Here is a 21,697-nt window from a genome sequence, read left to right as displayed (position 1 = left end):
CCGCGCCCCCGCGCCCCCGCGCCCGGAACGGCTCCCGGCCCGCCCGTGGTGGCGCCCGGGGCCCTCCGTCCGGGTGAATCTCCCCGGGTGCATCCGTGCGGTCGCGGCCGGCCGGGAGCGGGGCGGATGACACGTACGGGCCGCGAGTGGGTACGTAACCGGGCATGACGCCCACCGCCACGTACCGGCTCCAGCTCCAACCGGACTTCACCTTCGCGGACGCCGGGGAGGCGGTCGCGTACCTCGCCTCGCTCGGAATCTCCCACCTCCACCTGTCCCCGGTCCTGGAGGCGGTGCCCGGCTCCCGGCACGGGTACGACGTCACCGATCCCGGCCGGGTCCGCGCCGAGCTGGGCGGCGAGGAGGGTCTGCGGGCCCTCTCGGCGAAGGCCCGTGCGCACGGGCTCGGGCTGGTCGTCGACATCGTGCCGAACCACATGGCAGCCTCCCCGCGCCACAACCGGGCGCTCCGGGAGGTGCTGCGCGAGGGGCCGTCCTCGCCGTACGCGCGCTGGTTCGACATCGACTGGGAGGGCGGCGGCGGGAAGGTGCTGCTGCCGGTCCTCGGGGGTCCGCTCGGCGACGAACTGGAGCGGCTCTCCGTCGACGGCTCCGTACTGCGCTACGGCGAGCAGGAGTTCCCGCTCCGGCCGGGCAGCGAGCACCTCGCGCTGCCCGAACTGCTGCAGGCCCAGCACTACCGGCTCGGCTGGTGGCGGCTGGCCCGCACCGAGCTGAACTACCGCCGCTTCTTCACCATTTCGGACCTGATCGCCGTGCGGGTAGAGCACCCCGAGGTCTTCGACGCCACCCACGGCAAAATCCTCGAACTCGTCCGGGACGGCGTGGTGGAGGGGCTGCGCATCGACCATCCGGACGGTCTCGCCGATCCCGCCGGGTACCTGGAGCGGCTCGCCGGGGGGACGGGCAGCCGGTGGACGGTGGTGGAGAAGATCCTCACCGGCGAGGAGACCCTCCCGGCCGGCTGGGCCGTGGCCGGTACCACCGGTTACGACGCACTGCACCGCATCGACGGACTCTTCACCGACCCACTGGGCGCCGCCGAACTGCTGGGTCATTACCTGGAGTTCGCCAAGCCGACCGACGACGGGGGAGGTTCCTGGGCGGACACGGCACGCCGGGCCGCACGCCATGTCGTCGGCCACGACCTCGCGGCCGAGACGGCCTGGCTCACCCGGCTGGCCGTACGGATCTGCGCACGGGATCCCCGGCTGCGCGACCACGCCCCGTGGGCACTGCGCACCGCGGTGACCGAACTGCTGGTCCGGGTCCCGGTGTACCGGCCGTACGTCGTGGCCGGCGGCCCGGTCACCGAGTCCGCCTCGGCGGCCCTCCCGGAGGCGGCGGTACGGGACGCGAAGGCCGCGTTCTCCGTACCCGAGGAGGCGCGGGCCGTCGACGTGGTCCGGGAGCTCGCCCTGGGCCGGCTGGGGGACGGCCCCGAACAGGTCTCCTTCTGCGCCCGGTTCGCCCAGACTGCGTCCGCGCTGCACGCCAAGTCCGTGGAGGACACGGCGTTCTACCGGCACGTACCGCTGATCTCGGCGACGGAGGTGGGCGGACGGCCGGGCAGGCCGGCGACGGAGCCCGTCGAGTTCCACGCGTTCTGCGCCCGGCTGGCCCGGGACTGGCCGACCACCGGCACGGTGCTCACCACGCACGACACGAAGCGCAGCGCCGACGTCCGCGCGCGGATCGCGGTCCTCTCCGAATGCCCGCCCGAGTGGGCCGAGTTGGTACGCCGGCTGACGGATGTGACTGTGGCGAAGGCGCCGGACGGACAACTCGCCTGGCAGGCATGGCAGTCGGCCTTCGGCTGCGTGGATCTGCCGGCCGACGAGGCGGTGGGCAGGCTGGAGCCCGCGCTCCTGAAGGCCGTACGCGAGGCGGGACTCCGTACCACCTGGACCGAACCCGACTCCTCGTACGAACGCGCGGTCTCCGACTTCGTCGCGGCCGGTCCCGGCAGTGCGGCCGGCCCCGCCCGGGAGCTCCTCGCGCCCTTCGCCCGTTCGCTCGCCCCCCAGGTGCGGGCCAATGTACTGGGCGCGGCACTCGTCCATCTGACGATGCCGGGGGTGCCCGATCTCTACCAGGGGTCGGAGCGGGAGTACCTCGCTCTGGTGGACCCGGACAACCGGCGGCCCTTCACCGAGCCCGGAGCCGGCGAGTCGGAAGCCGGCGAGTCCGGAGCCGGCAAGGACGGAGTCGGCAAGGACGGTGTCTCGGGCGAGAAGGCCCTGGTGACCGCCACCGCCCTCCGGCTCCGCGCCGCACTCCCCGCCGTCTTCGGCGAGTCGGGGACGTACGCCCCGCTCACCGCACGGGGCCCGGCGGCGGAGCACGCGCTGTCGTTCTGCCGGTCGGGCGAGGTGGTCACGGCGGTCACCCGGCTCTCGCTCCGGCTCGCCGAGGCGGGCGGCTGGCGCGACACCGTCCTGCCACTGCCGGACTCCGGTCCCTGGCACGATCTCCTCTCCACGGAGGGCGAGTTCGGCGGCGGCGAGGTGGCGGCGGCCGAGCTGTTCGCCGCTCGCCCGGTCGCGCTGCTCAGGAGGGGGCCGAGAAGCTGAACTCCGTCCCGCGATTCCTGGCGGGCGCGCGAGGACGGCCGGGGCACCTCACCGCGTCGTCGGTACGGGCCGGGTCGAGGTGAAGGGTGAGGGCCGCCCAGCACGATCGGCCCGGCCGGGGGCTGCGGCGGTCAGCCCTTCTCGTGCGTCCCGACGCGAGCGAGGCTGCGGTCGTGGAGGCGGCTGAGGAGCAGCAGGGAGCAGACGGCGCCGATCAGCGCGCAGAACATGTCCCATTGGGTGTCCCACACGTCGCCCTGGGTGGCGAGGAAGGAGTCGGCGGCCTGCCCTCCGACCACGGCCGCCAGCCACTCCAGCATCTCGAAGACGGCGCTGAAGGCGAGGCAGGCGCACACGGTCAGCGCGGGGAGCCAGCGGCTGCCGCGCAGGGGCGAGGTGCGGACGAGGAGCTCCCGGACCAGGATCGCGGGGACGAATCCCTGCATGAGGTGGCCGAGGCGGTCGTAGGGGTTTCGGTCCAGGCCCAGCCAGTCACGCACCCAGTCACCGGCGGGCACCTCCGCGTACGTGTAGTGCCCGCCCACCATGAGGACGAGGGCATGGACGGCCAGCAGACCGCAGAGCAGGCCACTCAGCGGGAAGCGCCGGCGCAGCAGGAACAGGACCGGCAGCCCCAGCATCACCCACACCGTTTCCAGGACCCAGGTACCGGGTTCCTTGGCGCCCCACGCGGACAGCGCGAGTGCCGCGGCGACCGCCGGCGCGAGAACGGAGGGCAGCAGCCGGCCGGCGGTCGCAGGGGCGTCCGGCAGGACGTCCGACGGGATCTCGACGGGCGGGTGGGTGGCGGGCATGGCGCGCTCCTCATGTCTGGGCTGTGCCGCCATCCTCCGACGGCCCGGCAAGCCCGCGCCTGAGTGCCGGTACTCAACGCCCCCTCCCACCTACCTGGTGGGGATGAGGAGAAGCGCCGCCCGGTTCAGAGGGCCGCAGGCCGGTCCGGCGGTAGGGGCGGGGGCGCGGTCAGGCGGAAGGTCATGTGGCCGAAGCTGACCTGGTCGCCCTCCCGGACCGGGACCAGGCCGACGACCCGCTGTCCGTTGACACAGGTGCCGTTGGTGGAGCCGAGGTCGCGGAGCAGCCAGATCCGCCCCCGTACGGTGAGTTCGGCGTGGTTGCGGGAGACCGTCTCGTGGTTGAGCCGCAGTCCGTTGCCCGGGTCACGTCCGATGAGCAGCGGTACGGGTCCGGGTGCGGGCAGCAGGAGTTGGGGCAGTTTCCCGGCCCGCCAGGCCATGCGCAGCCGTCCGGGGAACCCCGAGACTCCGCCCACGGCGCGCAACAGCCCTCTGCCCCAGGCGCGTTCCTCGCGCAGGTCGGCGGTGAGGGCCGACAGGTCCTCGGGCCGGTGGGCGGCGAGGGCGAGTTCCATCCGGCGCAGGAAGGTGTCGTGGGAGAGCCGGCCCTGAGCGGCGCCCTCCCTGAGCACGCCGAGGACACGGTCGCGCTGGGCGTCGGACACCCGCGCGGGATACGTGTGGAACTCGGAGGAGGACGTCACAGGGTGATTGTCGGGCCGAGCGGCCCGGAGTGTCCAGAAGGGACGGTGACGGACCGGGGCGAGCAGGTTCGACCGGCCGGAGGGGCGGGCGTACCGCTCAGCGCGCGGGGGCCTCTCCCGAGCGCTCCAGGTCGAGCGCGACGGTGCGCACGGCGTCGACGATGGGCAGCAGCTTCCGGCCGAAGGGGGTGAGGTCGTACACCGTCGACTGCTTGCTCCTCGACTCCGCGACCCTGACGACGATGCCCGCCTCGTCGAGCTTGCGCAGGCGGCTGGTCAGGGTGACCGCGTTGACCTTCGGGATGGCCCGGTGCAGCTCGTTGAAGCGCATCGCCGATTTCTGCAGGGTCATCACGATCGCCAGGGTCCACAGATCGCCGACGACCGACAGGATCTGCATGCACCGCGCCGTCTGGGGGTCTACGGGTTGATTCATGGTGCTGCCATTTTAGGGTCCTTCGCTCGGGCCGGGCCGGGCTCGCGTCCCCCGGTGCCGCGCCCCGATCCGGCCCCGGTCCGAGCGGAGGACCCGGGGATGCGCCGATCCGCCGTGCTACGTTCACCGCTAAAGAAATTTTAGTGGTTTCCAGGAAGGGCGGAGTCCCATGAGAATCACGATCTTCGGCGCGACCGGGCGGACGGGCCAGTTACTGGTACGTCAGGCCCTCGACGCGGGGCACGCGGTCACCGCCTACGCCCGCAACCCCGACAAGCTCCGTTTCACGCACCCGGAACTGACCGTCGCGGCCGGTGAACTCGACGACGAGAAGGCGATCCTCGAAGCGGTCCGGGGTGCCGACGCCGTCATCGAGGGCGTCGGCTCGGAGAGCGCCGCGACCCGCAGGATCATCGCCGCCATGGACGCGTCCGGCGTCGGACGGTTCGTGGTGGTGTCCACGTGCAGCGTCCCGGACCCGGCGGACCGGCCGGACCTCAAGTTCAAGGCCCTTGTCCGGTTCGTCAGGACCGCCGCTCCCCGCGCCTGGTCCGAGGTCCGCGCGGCGGCCGAGGCGGTACGCGCCAGCGACCTGGACTGGACGCTGGTGCGCGTGGCCAAGCTCGACGACGGCCCCGCCACGGGAGAGATCAAGGTCGGGCACTACGGCCACGGGGTGGTGGGCCTCTCCCTCCGCCGCGCCGACATGGCGTCCTTCCTGCTCGCCCAGGTGACCGACCGGACCCATCTGCGCGAGGCCCCCGCGATCAGCAACTGAACCGCACACCGGGGACAAATGGCGGTGCGTGCGCGTCCGGTGCGCTGCTATCGTCTGCCGCCGCGAACCCCCGGTGACCTCCGGGGCCGACGATGCCCTGGAGCAACGTGACACCCGTTGTACCCGACCTGACCTTCCGTCCGCTTTCCGGCCCCGCCGAACTCCCCCTCTTCCAGAGCCTGTCCTATGTCCTCGACCACGAGGTGGCCGAGGACCTGGAGGCAGGGCGGCGGAGTCCGTCGTGGCTCTGGGTCGCCCTCGACGGCGACCGGGTGGTCGCGCGGGCCGGATGGTGGCGCGGCTCCGGAGGCGCTCCGGGGGGTGTCCCCGCACTGCTCGACTTCTTCGACGTGGACGACTCGCTGCCCGCACCGGAGCGGCTCCGCGTCGGCGCCGCCCTCCTGGAGGCGGCCACTTCGGCCGTGGTGCCCGCGGGCACCCCCCGGCCGGAGTACGAGCGTTTCGTGCCGCCGGACTGGCGGGAGGACCCGGCCGCCCGCGCGGTGGTGGAGGCGCGGACCGGGGCCCTGGAGACGACCGGGGCCCGGCTGCTGGTGGAGCGGCTGCGGCTGGAGTGGCGGGCCGGGACTCCGGTGCCCGAGGACGGCGGACGGCTGCGGTTCCGGCCGGTGAAGGACCGCGAGGATCTGGTCGCCCTGATGACCCCGGTGATGGAGGGCACCCTCGACGCGCACGGGAAGCAGGACCTGGCGTCCGGGCTGTCGGCGCGCGAGGCGGCCGAACGGCACTTCGACGAGGAGCTCGCGCGCTACTCGACCCCCCGCGACTGGTGGCGGATCGGCGAGCTCCCGGACGGGGAGCCGGTGGGGTTCGTCGTGCCGGCCCGCAACGACTACAACCCCGTCATCGCGTACATCGGTGTGCTGCCCGGCCGTCGCGGTCAGGGGTACGTCGACGATCTGCTCGCCGAGGGGACCCGGGTGCTGGCCTCGCAGGACGGGGTCGAGCGTGTCCGGGCCGCCACGGACCTCGGCAACCATCCGATGGCCGAGGCGTTCCGGCGGCTGGGGTACGTCAACTTCGAGCGGGCCCTCAACATGGTCTGGGACGGGGCCGGACCGTCCGCCCCGTGATCAACCGGTCTTCTGCCGCGGCTCGTCGGCGGACTCATGTTCCGCGAGCCACTCCAGACGCAGCAGTTGCTCGTCGGGGATGGTGGCGTCCTCGCCGCGCGGCCCGACGTTGAGCAGCAGGTTGCCGCCGTCGGCCGCGGTGTCCCGGACCAGTTCGGTGAGGGTGTCGCGGTCGAGGAAGGCCCCGGGCGGGGAGTTGCGGTTGTAGCCGAAGCTGTGGTCGATGCCGCGGGTGATCTCGTACGGGTCCGGGCCGGTGTAGCGGGCGAACTCCGGTGTACGGAAGTCGTAGTAGGGCGGCTTGCGGGGGACGAAGCCGTCGCCCTGGGCGACGTTGCGCCGCTCCCACCGGTCGTAGAGCGCCCCGGCGCCCGGGAGGGCGAAGGTGCGCCAGAGCGGTGAGCGGGGCAGCAGCCGGTCGTTGACCACGCCGTGCGGGACGGTGAAGCGGTAGAAGTCGATCAGCCGGCGGATCTCGGGGGTGCCGGCCGGCCAGGCGATGTCGTTCCAGAGGATGTCCGGACGGTACCGGCGTACGAGCTCCCGCAGTTGGGCGTCGGCGTACGCGGGATAGGCGCCTCGGGGCACGGAGGCGAGCATGTCGGCGGCGGTACCGACCGGGCGGTCGTCGAAGGTCCAGTCGAGTCCGCCGGAGTAGTACACCCCGAAGCGCAGCCCCTCTGCCCGGACCGCTTCGGCGAACTCGCCCACCACGTCGCGGGTGGTGTGCCAGCCGGCCCGGTGCGGGTTGCGGACCTCGGAGGGCCAGAGGCAGTAGCCGTCGTGGTGCTTGGTGACGAGGACGGCATAACGGGCTCCGGCGGCGCGGAAGGCGCGCGCCCACGCGGCCGGATCCCAGCCCGCCAGCCCGTCCTCGAACTCCCGCCCGAAGTCGGTGTAGGGCTTGTCGCCGTAGGTGGCCCGGTGATGGGCGGAGACCGGGCTGCCGGGGAAGCGGAGACCGTTCTCGTACCACTCGGCGTACGGGGTCCAGGCGAGCGGGGCGGCCCGCCCGGCCAGGGGCAGGTCGACGGCCGGGGTGTGGGGCGGGGCCCATCCCGGTACCGACGCGGGCGTCCAGTGCACGAATATCCCCAGGTTGGCCTGGGTCCACCATTGAGCAACCATGGCGGGAAGTATCGGTCACCGGAGCCCGGCCGGGGAAGACACGTCCGGTCGGGAAGACGCGTCGGTCCCTGCCGGGCCGGGTGGTTCGGAGCCTGTCGGGCGGCTCAGACGGGCCGGACGGGGGTTTCGGCACCGGCCGGTTCCGCCACCCCGGCGGCCTGCTGTCCGATGATCTCGGTCCTGGACTCCACCGCCACCGCCCCCGGCTCCTCGTCGCCCGGAGGTACGGACTCGGCCCCGGCCGGTACGCGCTGGGCCCGGATGGTGTCGCGGTACCAGGCGTAGGACTCCTTGGGGGTCCGACGCAGGGTCTCGTAGTCGATGTGGACGAGCCCGAAGCGCTTGCTGGCACCCTCGGTCCACTCCACGTTGTCGGTCAGCGACCAGGTGAAGTAGCCGCGCACGTCGACGCCTTCACCGATCGCCCGGTGCAGGGCTCCCAAGTGGGCTTCCAGGAAGGCGATACGGCGGGTGTCGTTGACCGCGTCGTCCACCGCGCAGCCGTTCTCGGTGATGTAGAGCGGCGGCAGCCGGTCGCCGTAGCGGTCGCGGAGCCCGACGAGGGTCTCGCGCAGCCCGTCCGGGACGACGGGCCAGCCGAAGTCCGTCTTCTCGTATCCCTCGATCTCCCTGATGCCGAAAGGGAGTTCGGCGGGGATCTCGAACCCGGCGAAGGATTCGAGTGTTTCGGGCCGGCGGGGGGCGCCGACGAGGGTGGGGTTGTAGTAGTTGACGCCGTACCAGTCCAACGGGGTGGAGATGGTCTTCAGGTCGTCGGCGACCGGGCCGGGCATCAGCGCGGCGAATCCCTCGTCGGGGTAGCGGCCGGCGAGCAGCGGGTCGGCGAAGAGCCAGTTGGTGAGGGTGTCGTAGAGCCCGGCCGCGTCCCGGTCCTCGTCGGAGTCTCCGGCCGTCCAGACGGGGCTGTGCGAGACGGCGATCCCGATGTTGGAGGCCCCGGCGGCGCGCAGCGCCCGGACGGCGAGTCCGTGGGCGAGGAGCTGGTGGTGCGCGGCGGGCAGGGCGTCGAAGAGGAGGGCACGGCCGGGCGCGTGCTGCCCGAGGGCGTAGCCCAACAGGGTCACTTCGGCGGGCTCGTTGATGGTGATCCACATGGGGACGCGGTCGGCGAGGCGTTCGGCGACGATGCCCGCGTACTCGGCGAAGCGGTAGGCGGTGTCGCGGTTGAGCCAGCCGCCCTCCTCGTCGAGCGGCAGCGGGGTGTCCCAGTGGTAGAGCGTGGGCGCGGGGGTGATGCCCCGGGCGCAGAGTTCGTCGACGAGCCGGTCGTAGAAGTCGAGTCCGGCCGGGTTGACCGCGCCGCTGCCGCCGGGTACCACGCGGGGCCAGCTGATGGAGAAGCGGAACGCGTCGGCGCCGAGTCCGGCGAGCAGCCCGACGTCCTCGCGCCAGTGTTCGAGGAACCCGGTTCCCCGGGTGGTGTCCGTACCGTCCTTGATGCGGCCGGGCACGGCGGCGAAGGCGTCCCAGCCGGAGAGGCCCTTCCCGTCTTCGTCGACGGCCCCCTCGGTCTGGAACGCGGAGGCGGAGGCTCCCCAGAGGAAGCCCGGTGGGAACTTCGGCACGGTCATTTCGGCCTCCATCAGCCGTACGTCGGCGTACGTATGAGCAGGATCGGGCAGGGCAATGATCAGAGCAGACCTTAAGGGGTGTTCCGCACTCCTGTGCGCGGATGCACGGAACACGGGACATCTTCGCGGTCGCCCGTCGCGGAACCGGTCCAGTATTCCGGGGCCGGGCGTGCGACTGCAGCCGATCATGGAAGCTGGTCCGGACTGTCCTCCGGCACTTCCGGCTTTTCATACGAATCACTGACACGACATCACTGACACGACTGACGGGGAGTGGCGGATGCGGTTCGAGGTGTGGGCCCCCGGGGCGGAGTCGGTCGGACTCCAGCTGTCCGGCCGGACGCTAGTGATGGGACGCGACGAGTCCCGCGCGGGCTGGTGGACGGCCGAGGCGGAGGCGGCGGACGGTGACCGGTACGGCTTCTCGGTGGACGGGGGGCCGCTCCTCCCCGACCCGCGCTCCCGGCGTCAGCCGGACGGCCCGGACGGGCCGAGCGCGGTGGTCGGCCGGGACGCGTACGTCTGGCGGAACGACTGGCGGGGGCGCGGGCTGCCGGGCGGTGTGCTGTACGAGCTCCACGTCGGTACGTACACCGCCGAGGGCACCTTCGACGCGGCGGCGCTGCGGCTCGGCCATCTGGCGGAACTGGGCGTCACGCACGTGTCGCTGATGCCGGTCTGCCCCTTCCCCGGTACCCACGGCTGGGGGTACGAGGGCGTGTCGCTCTGGGCCGTCCACGAGCCGTACGGCGGCCCGGCGGGGCTCAAACGGTTCGTGGACACCGCGCACGGGCTGGGTCTCGCGGTACTCCTGGACGTCGTCCACAACCACCTGGGCCCGTCCGGCAATTACCTCCCCGCCTTCGGCCCCTACTTCACCGAGACGCACCACACCCCGTGGGGCGCGGCAGTCAATCTGGACGCGCCCGGCTCCGACGAGGTGCGGGCGTACCTGCTGGGCAGTGCGCTGGCCTGGCTGCGCGACTACCGTCTCGACGGGCTGCGGCTGGACGCGGTGCACGCGCTCGCCGACACCCGGGCGCTGACCTACCTGGAGGAGCTGGCCGCCGGGGTGGACGCGCTGTCGGCGGAGGTGGGCAGGCCGCTGACGCTGATCGCCGAGTCCGACCTCTGCGACCCCCGTACGACGACCCCGCGCGCGGCGGGCGGGCTGGGGCTGCACGCCCAGTGGAACGACGACTTCCACCACGCCCTGCACACCGCGCTGACGGGCGAGGCGCAGGGCTACTACGCCGATTTCGCCGCCGCCCCGCTGACCGCGCTGGCGAAGACGGTGACCCGCGCCTTCTTCCACGACGGCACGTACTCCAGCTTCCGGGGGCGGTCGCACGGCCGCCGGGTCGACGTCACCCGCACCCCCGCCCACCGCTTCGTCGGGTACGCCCAGACCCACGACCAGATCGGGAACCGCGCCCTCGGCGACCGGCTCGCCGCCTCCCTCTCCCCCGGCCTCCAGGCGTGCGCGGCGGCACTGGTGCTGACCGGCCCGTTCACCCCGATGCTCTTCATGGGCGAGGAGTGGGGGGCGCGGACCCCGTGGCAGTTCTTCACCGACCACACCGATCCTGAGCTGGCCGAGGCGGTACGCAACGGCAGGCGACGGGAGTTCGGGGCGCACGGCTGGGCCGAGGAGGACATCCCGGACCCGCAGGACCCGGCGACCCGCGAGCGCTCGTGCCTGGACTGGAGCGAACCGGAGCGCGCACCGCACGACCGGCTGCACGCCTGGTACCGGGAGCTGATCGCGCTCCGCCGGGCCGTGCCGGACCTGCGCGACCCGGACCTCGCCTCGGTGAAGGTCGCGTTCGACGAGGAGGCCCGGTGGCTGGCGCTGCGCCGGGGCGACGTACGGGTCGTGGTCAACCTCGCCGGCCGGCCCGCCGCCGTACCGCTGGGCGGCGGGCGGAACCGGGCCGCGACCGGACGGGTGCTGGCGGCCTGGGAGCCGGTGGAGGCCCCGGACGCGGACGGACTGCTGCACCTGCCCGCCGAGTCGTGCGTGGTGCTGGCCGACGGGTGACCGGGCCCGCCGCACCCGGACGGTGGGGTCGCCGCCCCGGGCCGACGAGCCGAAATCCGCCGCCGACGAGCCGCCGTCAGCCGACGATCGCGAGCTCGCGGGCAGTGGAGTTGAGGCGCCGCCCGCCGTCCTCGGTGACGGTCACGATGTCCTCGATCCGCACCCCGAACCGCCCCGGGAGGTAGATCCCCGGCTCCACCGAGAAGCACATCCCCGGGACCAGCGGCTGTTCCTCGCCCTCGATCATGTAGGGCGGTTCGTGGGTGGTGACCCCGATGCCGTGGCCGGTGCGGTGGATGAACCGGTCGCCGTAGCCGAACTCGGTGATGACCGCGCGCGCCGCCCGGTCGACGTCCTGGCAGGCGGCTCCGGGCCGTACGGCCGCGCACCCCGCCGCCTGGGCCTCGCGCACCACGTCGTGGACCCGCTGCTCCTCGGCGGTGGGCTCGCCGACGTGGACCGTACGGGAGGTGTCGGAGCCGTAGCCGTACCGCAGGCCGCCGAAGTCGAGGACCACCATGTCGCCGTGCTGGATGACCCGGTCCCCGGCCTCGTGGTGCGGGTTCGCGCCGTTGGGCCCGGAGCCGACGATGGCGAAGTCCACCTGGGAGTGGCCGAATCCGATGAGCAGCTCCGCCAGGTCCGCCGAGACCTCGGTCTCCTGGCGACCGGCGAAGGGGACCTTCAGGATCTCCTCGTACGTGGCGTCCGCCGCGGCGCCCGCCGCCGCCAGCCGCTCCAGTTCCGCCGCGTCCTTGACGGCCCGCAGCATCGGCAGCACCTGGGTGAGCGAGGCGTAGGAGGTTCCGGGCAGGAGCTGCTGGAGCCCGAGCAGATGCATGGCCCAGGCGTTGTCGCTGATCCCGTACCGGCCGGCCGCGTCGAGGAGCGGGGCGGCCACCTCGTACGGGTTCCGGGCGTCGGTCCAGTCGCGCAGCGAGAGGGCGGGGGCGCCGATCGCCGCCTCGGCGTCGGGCGCCTCCAGGGTCGGTACGACCAGCACCGGCTCCTGACCGGGCGTCAGCACGAGAAGGGTGAGGCGCTCGGTACTGACGGGCTGGTAGCCGGTCAGGTGGACGAGGTCGGGGCCCGGCGCCACCAGGACGCCGGCCAGCCCCGCCGCGGCGGCGGAGTCGGCCGCGCGGGCCATCCGGGCCCGGTAGACGTCGGCGGTGAAGGGCTCGGGCGGGTTCGGGATGGTCATGCGGTGCCTCCAGAGGTGCTGCCGGTACGGCTGCCGGTGGCGGCGCACCGCTGCGCGCGCCGCACGGAGCATCCTGCCGCCGCCCGCCGCGGGACGCGAGCGCCGGACGGGCGTGGCGGGACGGTTGGTACGGCGCGGACGGGACGGTTGGTACGGCGAGGGCGGGCCGGGTGGTGCGGCGGGCGGGCCGGGTGGTACGGCGGGCGGGCCGGGTGGTACGGCGGGCGGACCGGCCCGGGGGCTGCCCGATCCAAAACTGGTTGCCCGATCCCCTCACCACCTGGTTCCCTACCGGAGCGCGCGCCCGAACCCTGGCGCGCACCAGCACCAGAGCGAGGACCCATGAAGCCGGGATACCGGATACGCACCCCCCTCCGATCCGAACTCCCGGCGATTCTCGACACCGTGAACGCCGCCGGCCGGGCCGGGGACGCCACGGCGGCGGCCCAGACCGTCGACGAGTACCTGCGCGTCTGGTCGCGTCTCGACACGGAACGGGACGCGTGGGTGGTGACCGGTCCCGGCGGGGAGATCGCGGGCTACGGACATGTGACCGCCGAGCCGGACGAGGGCCGCGCCCATGGCGACGCGTACACGCATCCGGGCCACGAGGGCGCGGGCATCGGCACCCGGCTGCTGGAACTGACGGAGACCCGGGCCGCCGAGCTGGCGTCCGGGGCGGGGCGTCCCCTCCGTCTGGTCAACTACGTCTATCTCGGCGGTGTTTCGGAACGGCTGCTGCGGGCCCGGGGGTACCGCCTGGCGCGGATCCATCAACGGATGGCGATCGCGCTGGACGGGCCGCCCCCCGCACCGGTGTGGCCCGACGGGGTCACCCTGCGGTCGTGCACCGGGACCGCCGAGGACCTGCGGGCGGTGCACGCCTGTGTCGAGGACGCGTTCGGCGACCTGTGGGGCGCCGGGCCCCGCCCGTACGACGTCTGGGCCGACGACCTGCTGTACGACGGCTTCGACCCGTCGCTCTGGCTGCTCGCGGAACGCGCCGGCCGGATCGCGGGCGCGGCACTGTGCCGGTTCCGCGACGTCCGGGGCGAAGCCGCGGGCGAAGTCGGCCAGTTGGCGGTGGGACGACAGGACCGCCGGCTCGGGATCGGGCACGCCCTGCTGCTCAGTTCCTTCGCACTCTTCGCCGGGCGCGGTGCGTCCTCGGTCGGCCTGGACGTCGACAGCGAGAGCCTGACGGGCGCTCACCTTCTTTACGCGCGGGCGGGAATGGCGGTCACGGTGTCCATCGGCCGCTTCGAACGCGAGGTGTCCTGCGGGACGGCCGCCGGAGTCCACGCAGGAAGCTGACCGAGGGTGGGCTCCGTTCCGTGCGGGCAGAGGAGGGGCGGCCGTCCCGGCGACGCCCTCGAGTCCTCCCGGGAGGCCCGGGAGGGCTTGAGGGCTCCCCTTCCGTAAGATGAGTGCGACTCCGGAAACCCTGGGCAAGCGGGACCGGACTCATCCCATGGAGGTTCCCTTGTCGCCATCACGCCCGCTGCGCGCCGACGCGCGGCGTAACCGCGAGGCGCTGCTGTCCGCCGCCCGCCAGGCATTCCTGAGCGGCGACACCGACGCGCACGTGGAGGAGATCGCCCGCTCCGCCGGCGTCGCCGTCGGAACGCTCTACCGCCACTTCGAGACGCGCGAGGCACTGATCGAGGAGGTGTACCGCAAGGAAGTCGACGATCTGTGCGCCGAGCCCGCAAAGCTGCTGGACCAGCACGCCCCCGACGAGGCGCTGCGACGCTTCCTGCTGCTGCTCGTGGATCACGCGGCGGTGGGCAAAGGAATGTCCTTCGCCCTGGAGAGCATCATGGCCACGGACTCACCGGTCTTCGGTGACGCGCGCGTCCGCATGGAGAACGCGCTCTCCCGGCTGCTCGAAGCCGGCGCCGCGGCCGGTACCGTCCGTGCCGACGTCACCGGCCCCACCCTGCTGCGAGCCCTGGGCGGCATCTGCCACCTGCGGCCGGCGGAAGGCTGGCTGGCGGAGGCCCGGCAGATCACCTCTCTGCTCTTCGACGGCTTGCGGTACGGCGCCGCACCCGTGGGTTGAGCAGCCGCAAGCGCGACCTGCGGCGGAAGCGGGGCGCCGTACGCGCCGGCGGCCACTCGGCCGGGACCCGGTTCCTCAGCGTGGGCGCTGCCGGACGATCAGGTCGGCGCGGTCGCGTCCGGCTCCGACCAGCCGGGCGTTCGCCTCGTCCGAGCCCGCCACCCACCGCTCGGCGTCCGGCCTCGGCCTGCCGAACCGGACGTGCCGGTCCACCAGTCTGCGCACGCGTACGTCCGGGTCGAGCTCCAGGTACCAGACCTCGTCGAGCAGCCCGCGCACCGGAGCCCAGGGGCCCTGGTCGTGGAGGAGGTAGTTCCCCTCGGTGACGACGAGCGGGGTGCCCGGTTCCACCGCGACGGAACCGGCGATCGGCTCCTCCAGGGCGCGGTCGAAGGCGGGGGCATAGACCGTCTCGCCCGCCGTACCCGTGCCGCCGCCTTCCGTACCCGTGCTGCTTCCCGTACCCGTGCCGCTTTCCACGCCCGTGCCGCTTCCCGTAGCCGTGCCGCTCCCCCCACCCGTCCCGCGCAGTCGCCGCAGCAGCGCGGCGTACCCGGCGGCGTCGAAGGTGTCCGGCGCGCCCTTGCGTGCGGCTCGCCCGAGGCGTTCGAGTTCGGCGCCGGCGAGGTGGAAGCCGTCCATGGGGACGAGTACCGCGGCACCGCCCAGCGCCTCCACCAGGGCGGCGGCGAGGGTCGACTTTCCGGCGCCGGGCGGCCCGGCGATGCCCAGAATCCGTCGGCGACCGGGGACGATGAGCGCCCGGGCGCGGGCGACGAGCGGGGCGAGGTCGTACGTGTCCATGCTGGGCATTCTGCGGGCCCGCGCGGCACCCTCAGTAGTGTTACGTATAACCATCACCGCACACGAGGAGCCGAGATGCCTCACATCGCCCTGACCACCCTGGTCGTCAACGACTACGACGAGGCCATCGCCTTCTACCGGGACGCCGTCGGATTCGAGCTGGCCGAGGACACCGACCGGGGCGACGGGTCCCGGTGGGTCGTCGTCCGTCCGCGCGGCGCCGGTGCGGCGGGCACCGGCCTGCTGCTGGCGCGCGCGAAGGACGGGGAGCAGCGGGCGGCGGTCGGGGCGCAGACGGGCGGCCGGGTCGGGTTCTTCCTGCACACCGACGACTTCGCCGGCGACCACGCGCGGATGAAGGCGGCCGGGGTGCGGTTCCTGGAGGAGCCGAGGCACGAGACGTACGGCTCGGTCGCGGTCTTCGAGGACCTGTACGGCAATCGCTGGGACCTCCTCCAGCCCGCGTGAGCCGGACCCGGCCCGGCCGTGCGGGCCGGCGGGCGACCGGGCAGAATCGCCCGCCGGCCGGGCCACCTCCGTCAGGCCCGGCGGGGGCGGCCCGGAAGGGTCCCGGCGAACCTGGCCGACGGATCGCTCCGCGCGTTCGCCGGACCTTGATAGCGTCGCCCCCACGCGACTGCGGAACGCTCCCCGCCCCGGTCGCCGGCCGGCCCCGCGCGTCACCGGAACGGGCCTGCGCGCACGCGGGTTCGGGGACGGTCGCCGCAGGACGAAAAGGGCCCCGGGCATGAGCCTCGCGCAGTTGCACTACACCTCGGCAGCTCCGGGGGACGAGGGGACGGTGGGACGGTTCACCGCCGTCGGCCCCGGGATACCCACGGCACTGCTCCCGGAGATCGAACCCCTGCTGGGGTACGAGCCTCCGAGGGACGTGCCGTTCCTCCCCACGGACACCGAACTCCGTTCCATGCCTCAGGTGTTCAGCTACACCCACCTCTCGGACGGCAGCAGGCTGCTGTCCCGGGCGGTGCCACTGGCTCCGCCGGGTGCCGGGTCGGGCACTCTGCGCTTCCACACCCACGCCGTCCTGCTGCCGGCCGGGGCGCGCCTGCCGGGCGACCGGTTGCCCATCACCGCGTGGCGCTCGCCCCGCTGGGTGTCCGTCACCCCCAGCGGCGCGATACCCGACCCGCTCACCTCGCCCCACGCCGGTCCTGGCCTGGAGCGGGAGGCGCTCGGCGACTTCGCGGTCTCCCGGGGTCCGTGGCTCGCCGCCGTCTTCGCCGACCTGCGCCGGGTGCGGCTGGAGAGCGCCTCGGGCGCAGCGGCCCGGGTGGCGCTCGTGGAGCGGCAGAGCGAGGACGTGGCCCGCTGGATCGGGCTGGCCTCCTCGGTGCTGCCGCCGGACCACGCGGAGCGGCTGACGTTCACCACGTACTCCCGGCGGCCCTCGCTCGCCCCGCAGCAGGTCGTCGGGGTGCTCCCCGAGGACGCCCACCTCCTCGACGCCGCCGAGATCCGGATGCACCTGTGCGGCGGCCCGCACGGCCGGCCCTCCCCGCCGTCGGGTGATGCCTGGGCCGAGACCGCCGCCCGTGTCTGGCGCTCCCGGGCGCCAGAACTCTTCGACCAGGCACGCGCGTTGCACGGCGAGCCGTTCGCCGCCGGCCCGCTGGCCGTCACCGCGCTCTGCGCCGGCATCGCGCTCGGGCCCGACGAGCGTTCCACGGCGGCCGATTGGGCGGCCGAGCGGCCGTACACGCTGGACGAGGACCGGACCCGGAAGCTGGTGGACGCTCTGACCGCGTCCACGATCGACGACCGCAGCAATGGTGAATTCGACGCGGTGGGAAGGTTGTTCAGCGCGCTGGACGGAAGGGCGCCGGTCACCACGACCGCCCCGCTCGCCGCCATGCTGGTGACGGAGGCGGTACGCGGAGGCAACGGCTCCCTCGAACTCCCCGACCGAAGCGCCTTCACGGGCCCGGAGGGCAAGGCCATCGCCGAGACGCTCGCTCCGGAGATCCTGGACGAACTGGGCGGCTCCGGCGCGGCTCTCGACATCGCCCGTACCGTGCAACTCCTGCGGGTGGCACGGCTTCTGGACATCGACTGCACCGAGCTGTTGCCCTCCCTCGTGGACCGCGTGGCCCCCGCCCTGCCGGCCGCCCCCGGCTTCGCCTGGGGCCCGGCCCTGCTGGAGCTGCTGGACGAGCAGTTCGACGTAAGGACCGCCCTGCTGGTGGCGCTGGACCGGATCGCGCCGGACGATCCCGCCGCCATGGAGAGGCTGTTGGGCCGGGTGCCGCTTCCGTTCACCGGGACGCAGTCACTGCCCCATCTGCGCATGTGCGCCGAGTCGCGCGCGATCAGGGCGAGTTGCGGTGAGGACCGGGCCGCCGCACTGAGCCGGGTGCTGCGGACCGCCGGAATCTCGCCGTTCGCCGAGCCGCTGGTGCTGCGCTCGGCGGTGGGGCTCGTCTGGTCGGACCGGGAACCGACCGCCGGGGAGGCCCGGATGCTGCTGGAGGCCACCACCTCGGACGCGCACCGCAGCGCGGGCACCTGGTCGCACCTGGTCGGCGCGGCGCTCGGGGCGGCTCCCCACGACGCGGACGCCGCGGACCTGGCGCACGATCTGCTGCGCGGTTTCCCGCACCAGATCCTCGGCCGGGAGCGCGGCGCGCTGCTGCTGCTCGACTTCGCCCGCGCGATGCGCCCGACGGGCGCCGATACGGAGACCGACGGTACGAAGGCGCCGGACGGTGCGGCACCCGGGGAGGGCTGGGCGGAGCGGGTGCTCGCCCTGCGCCCGGCCGCCGAGCCGGTCGAACCGGACGTCCTGGAGCACGCGTTGGGGGCGCTCGCCCGCCGACTGCTGGCGCCCGAGCGGCCCGAAGCGGAGCTGTACGCCTTCGTGCACACCGACGACCCGGATCTGCTCGCCGCCTACGGCCGGGCCGCGCGGGAGGAGCCCGTACTCGCCCGGCTGCGGTCCGATCCCGCGTTCGCCGCCGACTGCTACCTGAACTGGAGCGCGCACCCGCACGCGGGCGCCCACTGGGCGCGCACCAGCACCGCGCTGCTGGACGAGGTGCTGCGCCCGGCCGTGCGGGAGCTCTCCTCCGCCGGGGTCCTGGCGGTGGAAGAGGCCGTCGGGCGGGCCGGCAGCAGCGGCCGGACGGACGCCTTCCGCGCGTGGAACCGGCGCCCGGCGGGCACGCTCGGCAGGTTCGGCCGCCGGCTGGCGGGCAAGGTACGCCGCCCCTGACGGCTCCCGGCCGGGCGGGAACCCCGGGGCCGCCCCCGGATCGTGTGCGGCGTCAGGAGACCCGGGCCGCCCCGGATCGCGTCCGAGGACGCCCACGAACCGGTCCACGGCCGGGGCGCCCTCGGCCACCGGCACGATCTCGCCGAACGCCTGTCCCTCCCCCGGACCGGTGCGCCGCGTCGGACCGGTGCGCCGCGCGGCGCCCGGAACGCAGTTGCGGACCGAAGGCCGGACCACCCGCCGGAGAGGCCGAAGTGAACGTGAACAGGAACGGGAGCGCCGGCTCCCCGCTCGCCGCCCGCCTCTCCTCCCGCGCGGCGGACCGGTGGGGCACCCGCATCTGCGCCGTCGTCCTGGTTCTGGGAATCCTGGTGACCGGATACCTCGTGTGCGTGGGCTACCTGGTCGAACCCGACGGGTCCTGGGACACCCAGGCGGTCACCGACTCGCAGGTCGGCGCCGGTCTCGGGCTCTTCTCCGCCGCCCTGCTCACCGCGGCGACCTGGATCGCCGTCAGGTGCGCGTGGCTCAGGAGGTACTGGTACGCGGCCCCCGCCGCACTCGCGCTCGCGGCGCTGCTGCGCCTCACCCTGCTCGCCCCCGACCTCTGAACGGGGCGTCCGGAACCAGACGCGAAAGCCGGCCGGCCGAGGGCATTCTGACGGTCCAGCACCTCCGGGCCGCCGCCCGCCGTCGGAAGGCCGCCCCGCACTTCGGCTTCGCACGTGTGAGGTGGCTGGGCGGGGGTAACGGCTGAACACCAGCCCCGCACCCCGCCCGCACTGGCTCCGTACGTTCCACCTCCGGCGCGGGCGAGAAGGCCACTGCGACGAGAGAGGCAATCGCCGAACGATGCAGAACACGACTGAATCCACCCAGTGCGCCCCGGCCATGACCTACACCCTGATGCTCGAGAAGATCCGCTACGACGGCGCCTACCCGACCCGGGAACGGGCCGAGGAAGCGGTACGCCTCGTACTGGCCGGTCTCGGCGGGCAGTTGACCGGGACCGAGCGCCAGGGCCTGGCGGCCCGGCTGCCGGAGGAAGCCGCCGGCGTCTTCCTCGCCGGCAGACCCGAGGCTCCGCTCACCGGGCGTGACTTCGTCACCTCGCTCGCCCTGCTGACCGGCGCGAGCACCGCCACCACCCGCTGGGACACGGGCTCCGTGCTGACCACGGTGGCCCAGCTGGCCGGCCCCGATCTCCTGGCCCGGGTGCTCCAGGCACTCCCCCAGGGGTACGCCCTCCTCTTCGGCCGCGCCGAGCTCGCCCGCGCCGCCTGACCCCCGTCCGGACCCGGCACCACACAAGTCCCACTGATCGCACTCGCCGCCGCCCCGCGCACTGTCCGCCCCCGGACGGAGCGCGGGGCGTTTCGGCCCCGTACCACGGCCGCCATCGAACCCTGCCCCGACCTCGGGGTAGGGTTTTTCGGGTGGTGAGGGTGGTGAGAGTGCGCTCCGCGCGCCCGTCCCACCCGCGCCGGGGCCGATGCCGCCCCCGGCGGAGGTTCCGTTCGCCCCTCCTCTCCTTCCGGTCCCGGTCACGGGGCCGTCCGCGGGGTGCCGTCCCGGCGCTCCACGTAACGACGCACGACGCCCTCGGCCTGCCCGACCCGGTGGTGTGCCCGAGCACGACAGGTTCCGCTGCCTTGTCCTCCCCCGTCACCGCGGTCTCCACCGCCACCCCGGCCGCGCGGCTGCGCGCGCTGAAGCCCGACTGGCTGGGCGACCCGAAGGTCTGGCGCACCGAGGTGCTGGCCGGTCTGGTGGTCGGCCTCGCGCTGATTCCCGAGGCGATCTCGTTCTCGGTGATCGCCGGGGTCGATCCGGCGGTCGGCCTGTTCTCCGCCTTCACCATGGCCGTGGTGATCTCCGTGGTGGGTGGGCGCCGGGCGATGATCTCCGCCGCCACCGGTGCGGTGTCCCTGGTGGTCGCGCCGCTCAACCGTGAGCACGGCTTCGGCTACCTGGTCGCCGCCGTGATCCTCGCCGGGGTCTTCCAGATCGTCCTGGGTGCGCTGGGGGTGGCGAAGCTGATGCGGTTCGTGCCGCGCTCGGTGATGGTCGGCTTCGTGAACGCGCTGGCGATCCTGGTCTTCATGGCGCAGGTCCCCGAGATGCGGAACGTGCCCTGGGCGGTCTACCCGCTGATCGTGGCCGGTCTGGCGCTGCTGGTGTTCTTCCCGAAGATCACCACGGTCGTCCCGGGCCCGCTGGTCTCGATCGTGGTCCTCACCGCCTTCACCATGGCCGCGGGGATCGCGGTGCCGACCGTCGGCGACCGGGGCGAGCTGCCCTCGTCCCTGCCGGTGCCGGGCCTGCCCGACGTGCCGTTCACCCTCCACACACTGACGACCGTGGCCCCGTACGCGCTCGCGATGGCGCTGGTCGGTCTGATGGAGTCGCTGATGACGGCGAAGCTGGTCGACGAGATCACCGACACCCGCTCCGACAAGACCCGCGAGTCGGTCGGCCAGGGCATCGCCAACATCGTCACCGGCTTCTTCGGCGGGATGGGCGGCTGCGCGATGATCGGCCAGACGATGATCAACGTGAAGGTGTCCGGGGCGCGGACCCGCATGTCGACGTTTCTCGCCGGCGCGTTCCTGATGGTGCTCTGCATCGCCTTCGGGCCGGTGGTCTCCGAGATTCCGATGGCCGCCCTGGTCGCGGTCATGGCGATGGTCTCGTTCGCCACCTTCGACTGGCACTCCATAGCCCCGAAGACCCTGCGACGGATGCCCGCCGGGGAGATCGCCGTCATGGTGATCACCGTGGTGGTGGTCGTCGCGACCCACAACCTCGCCATCGGTGTGGTCGTCGGCTCGGTGATCGCGATGGTGGTCTTCGCCAAGCGGGTGGCCCATTCGGCGGACATCACCGCCGTCGTCGACCCGGACGGCACCACCGTGGTCTACCGGGTGACCGGGGCGCTCTTCTTCGCTTCCTCCAACGAGCTCGTGGGCCGCTTCGACTACGCCGGGGACCCGGAGCGGGTGGTGATCGACCTGTCCGCCGCCCACGTCTGGGACGCCTCGTCCGTGGCCGTTCTCGACACGATCGGTGCCCGGTACGCCCAGCGGGGCAAGACCGTCGAGATCACCGGCCTGAACGAGCCGAGCGCACGCCTCCACAACCGGCTCAGCGGGGAGCTCGCCGCGGGCTGAGGCCGCGAGCCCGTCGCCGGGGTACGCGGAAGGGCCGGAG

The 21,697-nt window shown here is 73.4% G+C and carries 18 protein-coding genes; 11 read left to right on the top strand and 7 right to left on the bottom strand.

The genetic code is table 11. The annotated features are described in order from the left end of the window. Positions 1-164 precede the first annotated feature (164 nt). Entirely contained in the window at positions 165-2,594 is a 2,430-nt protein-coding gene (treY, locus tag OHA55_RS26910) for a malto-oligosyltrehalose synthase (RefSeq protein ID WP_266710239.1), read from the top strand. Between the two features lie 131 nt (positions 2,595-2,725). On the opposite strand, the gene OHA55_RS26905 is transcribed toward treY, so the two are convergent. The 3 genes from OHA55_RS26905 to OHA55_RS26895 all read right to left on the bottom strand — a co-directional run bounded on the left by OHA55_RS26905 (position 2,726) and on the right by OHA55_RS26895 (position 4,552). After that, positions 2,726-3,409 carry a DUF2238 domain-containing protein gene (locus OHA55_RS26905; RefSeq protein WP_266710238.1) on the bottom strand — a complete coding sequence of 228 codons (684 nt, stop codon included), beginning with the start codon at positions 3,407-3,409 and terminating at the stop codon, positions 2,726-2,728. 125 nt (positions 3,410-3,534) lie between these two features. After that, positions 3,535-4,116 carry a DUF1707 and FHA domain-containing protein gene (locus tag OHA55_RS26900; protein WP_266710237.1) on the bottom strand — a complete coding sequence of 194 codons (582 nt, stop codon included), beginning with the start codon at positions 4,114-4,116 and terminating at the stop codon, positions 3,535-3,537. A 97-nt stretch (positions 4,117-4,213) separates the two neighbouring features. Then, the gene (locus tag OHA55_RS26895) at positions 4,214-4,552 is read right to left on the bottom strand and encodes a helix-turn-helix domain-containing protein (RefSeq protein ID WP_266710236.1); all 339 of its coding nucleotides are present in this window, start codon (positions 4,550-4,552) and stop codon (positions 4,214-4,216) included. Positions 4,553-4,721: 169 nt separating this feature from the next. Here OHA55_RS26895 and OHA55_RS26890 point away from each other — a divergent pair, with 169 nt between their 5' ends. Both OHA55_RS26890 and OHA55_RS26885 read left to right on the top strand, forming a co-directional pair. After that, a complete protein-coding gene (locus tag OHA55_RS26890) occupies positions 4,722-5,330 on the top strand; it encodes an NAD(P)-dependent oxidoreductase (RefSeq protein WP_266710235.1) in 609 nt (202 codons plus the stop codon). 92 nt (positions 5,331-5,422) lie between these two features. Beyond that, positions 5,423-6,424, top strand: a complete 1,002-nt coding sequence (locus OHA55_RS26885; RefSeq protein ID WP_266710234.1) for a GNAT family N-acetyltransferase — start codon at positions 5,423-5,425, stop codon at positions 6,422-6,424. Here OHA55_RS26885 and OHA55_RS26880 read toward each other — a convergent pair whose 3' ends face one another. Continuing rightward, on the bottom strand, positions 6,425-7,552 hold the full coding sequence (locus tag OHA55_RS26880) for an alpha-L-fucosidase (RefSeq protein ID WP_266710233.1): 1,128 nt from the start codon (positions 7,550-7,552) through the stop codon (positions 6,425-6,427). A gap of 104 nt (positions 7,553-7,656) precedes the next feature. Then, a complete protein-coding gene (locus tag OHA55_RS26875) occupies positions 7,657-9,144 on the bottom strand; it encodes a GH1 family beta-glucosidase (RefSeq protein WP_266710232.1) in 1,488 nt (495 codons plus the stop codon). 280 nt (positions 9,145-9,424) lie between these two features. On the opposite strand from OHA55_RS26875, the gene treZ reads away from it, so the two are divergent. Then, positions 9,425-11,185: a malto-oligosyltrehalose trehalohydrolase gene (gene treZ / locus OHA55_RS26870; RefSeq protein ID WP_266710231.1), complete on the top strand. Its 1,761-nt coding sequence runs from the start codon at positions 9,425-9,427 to the stop codon at positions 11,183-11,185. A gap of 76 nt (positions 11,186-11,261) precedes the next feature. On the opposite strand, the gene OHA55_RS26865 is transcribed toward treZ, so the two are convergent. Further along, the gene (locus OHA55_RS26865) at positions 11,262-12,389 is read right to left on the bottom strand and encodes a M24 family metallopeptidase (protein WP_266710230.1); all 1,128 of its coding nucleotides are present in this window, start codon (positions 12,387-12,389) and stop codon (positions 11,262-11,264) included. Positions 12,390-12,731: 342 nt separating this feature from the next. Between OHA55_RS26865 and OHA55_RS26860 the strand changes: the two genes are divergently transcribed. Beyond that, positions 12,732-13,703 (top strand): GNAT family N-acetyltransferase, encoded by a 972-nt coding sequence (locus OHA55_RS26860; protein WP_266710229.1) that lies wholly within the window; start codon positions 12,732-12,734, stop codon positions 13,701-13,703. A 169-nt stretch (positions 13,704-13,872) separates the two neighbouring features. Next, the gene (locus OHA55_RS26855; RefSeq protein ID WP_266710228.1) at positions 13,873-14,451 is read left to right on the top strand and encodes a TetR/AcrR family transcriptional regulator; all 579 of its coding nucleotides are present in this window, start codon (positions 13,873-13,875) and stop codon (positions 14,449-14,451) included. A gap of 75 nt (positions 14,452-14,526) precedes the next feature. On the opposite strand, the gene OHA55_RS26850 is transcribed toward OHA55_RS26855, so the two are convergent. Beyond that, complete coding sequence (locus OHA55_RS26850) at positions 14,527-15,255, bottom strand: nucleoside triphosphate hydrolase (RefSeq protein ID WP_266710227.1); 729 nt, start codon at positions 15,253-15,255, stop codon at positions 14,527-14,529. A 75-nt stretch (positions 15,256-15,330) separates the two neighbouring features. Between OHA55_RS26850 and OHA55_RS26845 the strand changes: the two genes are divergently transcribed. From OHA55_RS26845 to OHA55_RS26825, 5 genes are all read left to right on the top strand, one after another. Next, positions 15,331-15,723: a VOC family protein gene (locus tag OHA55_RS26845; protein ID WP_266710226.1), complete on the top strand. Its 393-nt coding sequence runs from the start codon at positions 15,331-15,333 to the stop codon at positions 15,721-15,723. 280 nt (positions 15,724-16,003) lie between these two features. Further along, on the top strand, positions 16,004-18,487 hold the full coding sequence (locus tag OHA55_RS26840) for a GTPase-associated protein 1-related protein (protein WP_266710225.1): 2,484 nt from the start codon (positions 16,004-16,006) through the stop codon (positions 18,485-18,487). Positions 18,488-18,741: 254 nt separating this feature from the next. Next, complete coding sequence (locus OHA55_RS26835; RefSeq protein WP_266710224.1) at positions 18,742-19,098, top strand: hypothetical protein; 357 nt, start codon at positions 18,742-18,744, stop codon at positions 19,096-19,098. A gap of 241 nt (positions 19,099-19,339) precedes the next feature. Next, complete coding sequence (locus OHA55_RS26830; protein WP_266710223.1) at positions 19,340-19,771, top strand: DUF2267 domain-containing protein; 432 nt, start codon at positions 19,340-19,342, stop codon at positions 19,769-19,771. A 368-nt stretch (positions 19,772-20,139) separates the two neighbouring features. Beyond that, a complete protein-coding gene (locus OHA55_RS26825; protein WP_266710222.1) occupies positions 20,140-21,657 on the top strand; it encodes a SulP family inorganic anion transporter in 1,518 nt (505 codons plus the stop codon). The last annotated feature ends 40 nt before the right edge of the window (positions 21,658-21,697 follow it).

Origin of the sequence: Streptomyces sp. NBC_00102, from assembly GCF_026343115.1 — a bacterium.
In the GTDB taxonomy this organism is placed as follows: domain Bacteria; phylum Actinomycetota; class Actinomycetes; order Streptomycetales; family Streptomycetaceae; genus Streptomyces.
This window is presented reverse-complemented; position numbering and strand designations above follow the sequence as displayed.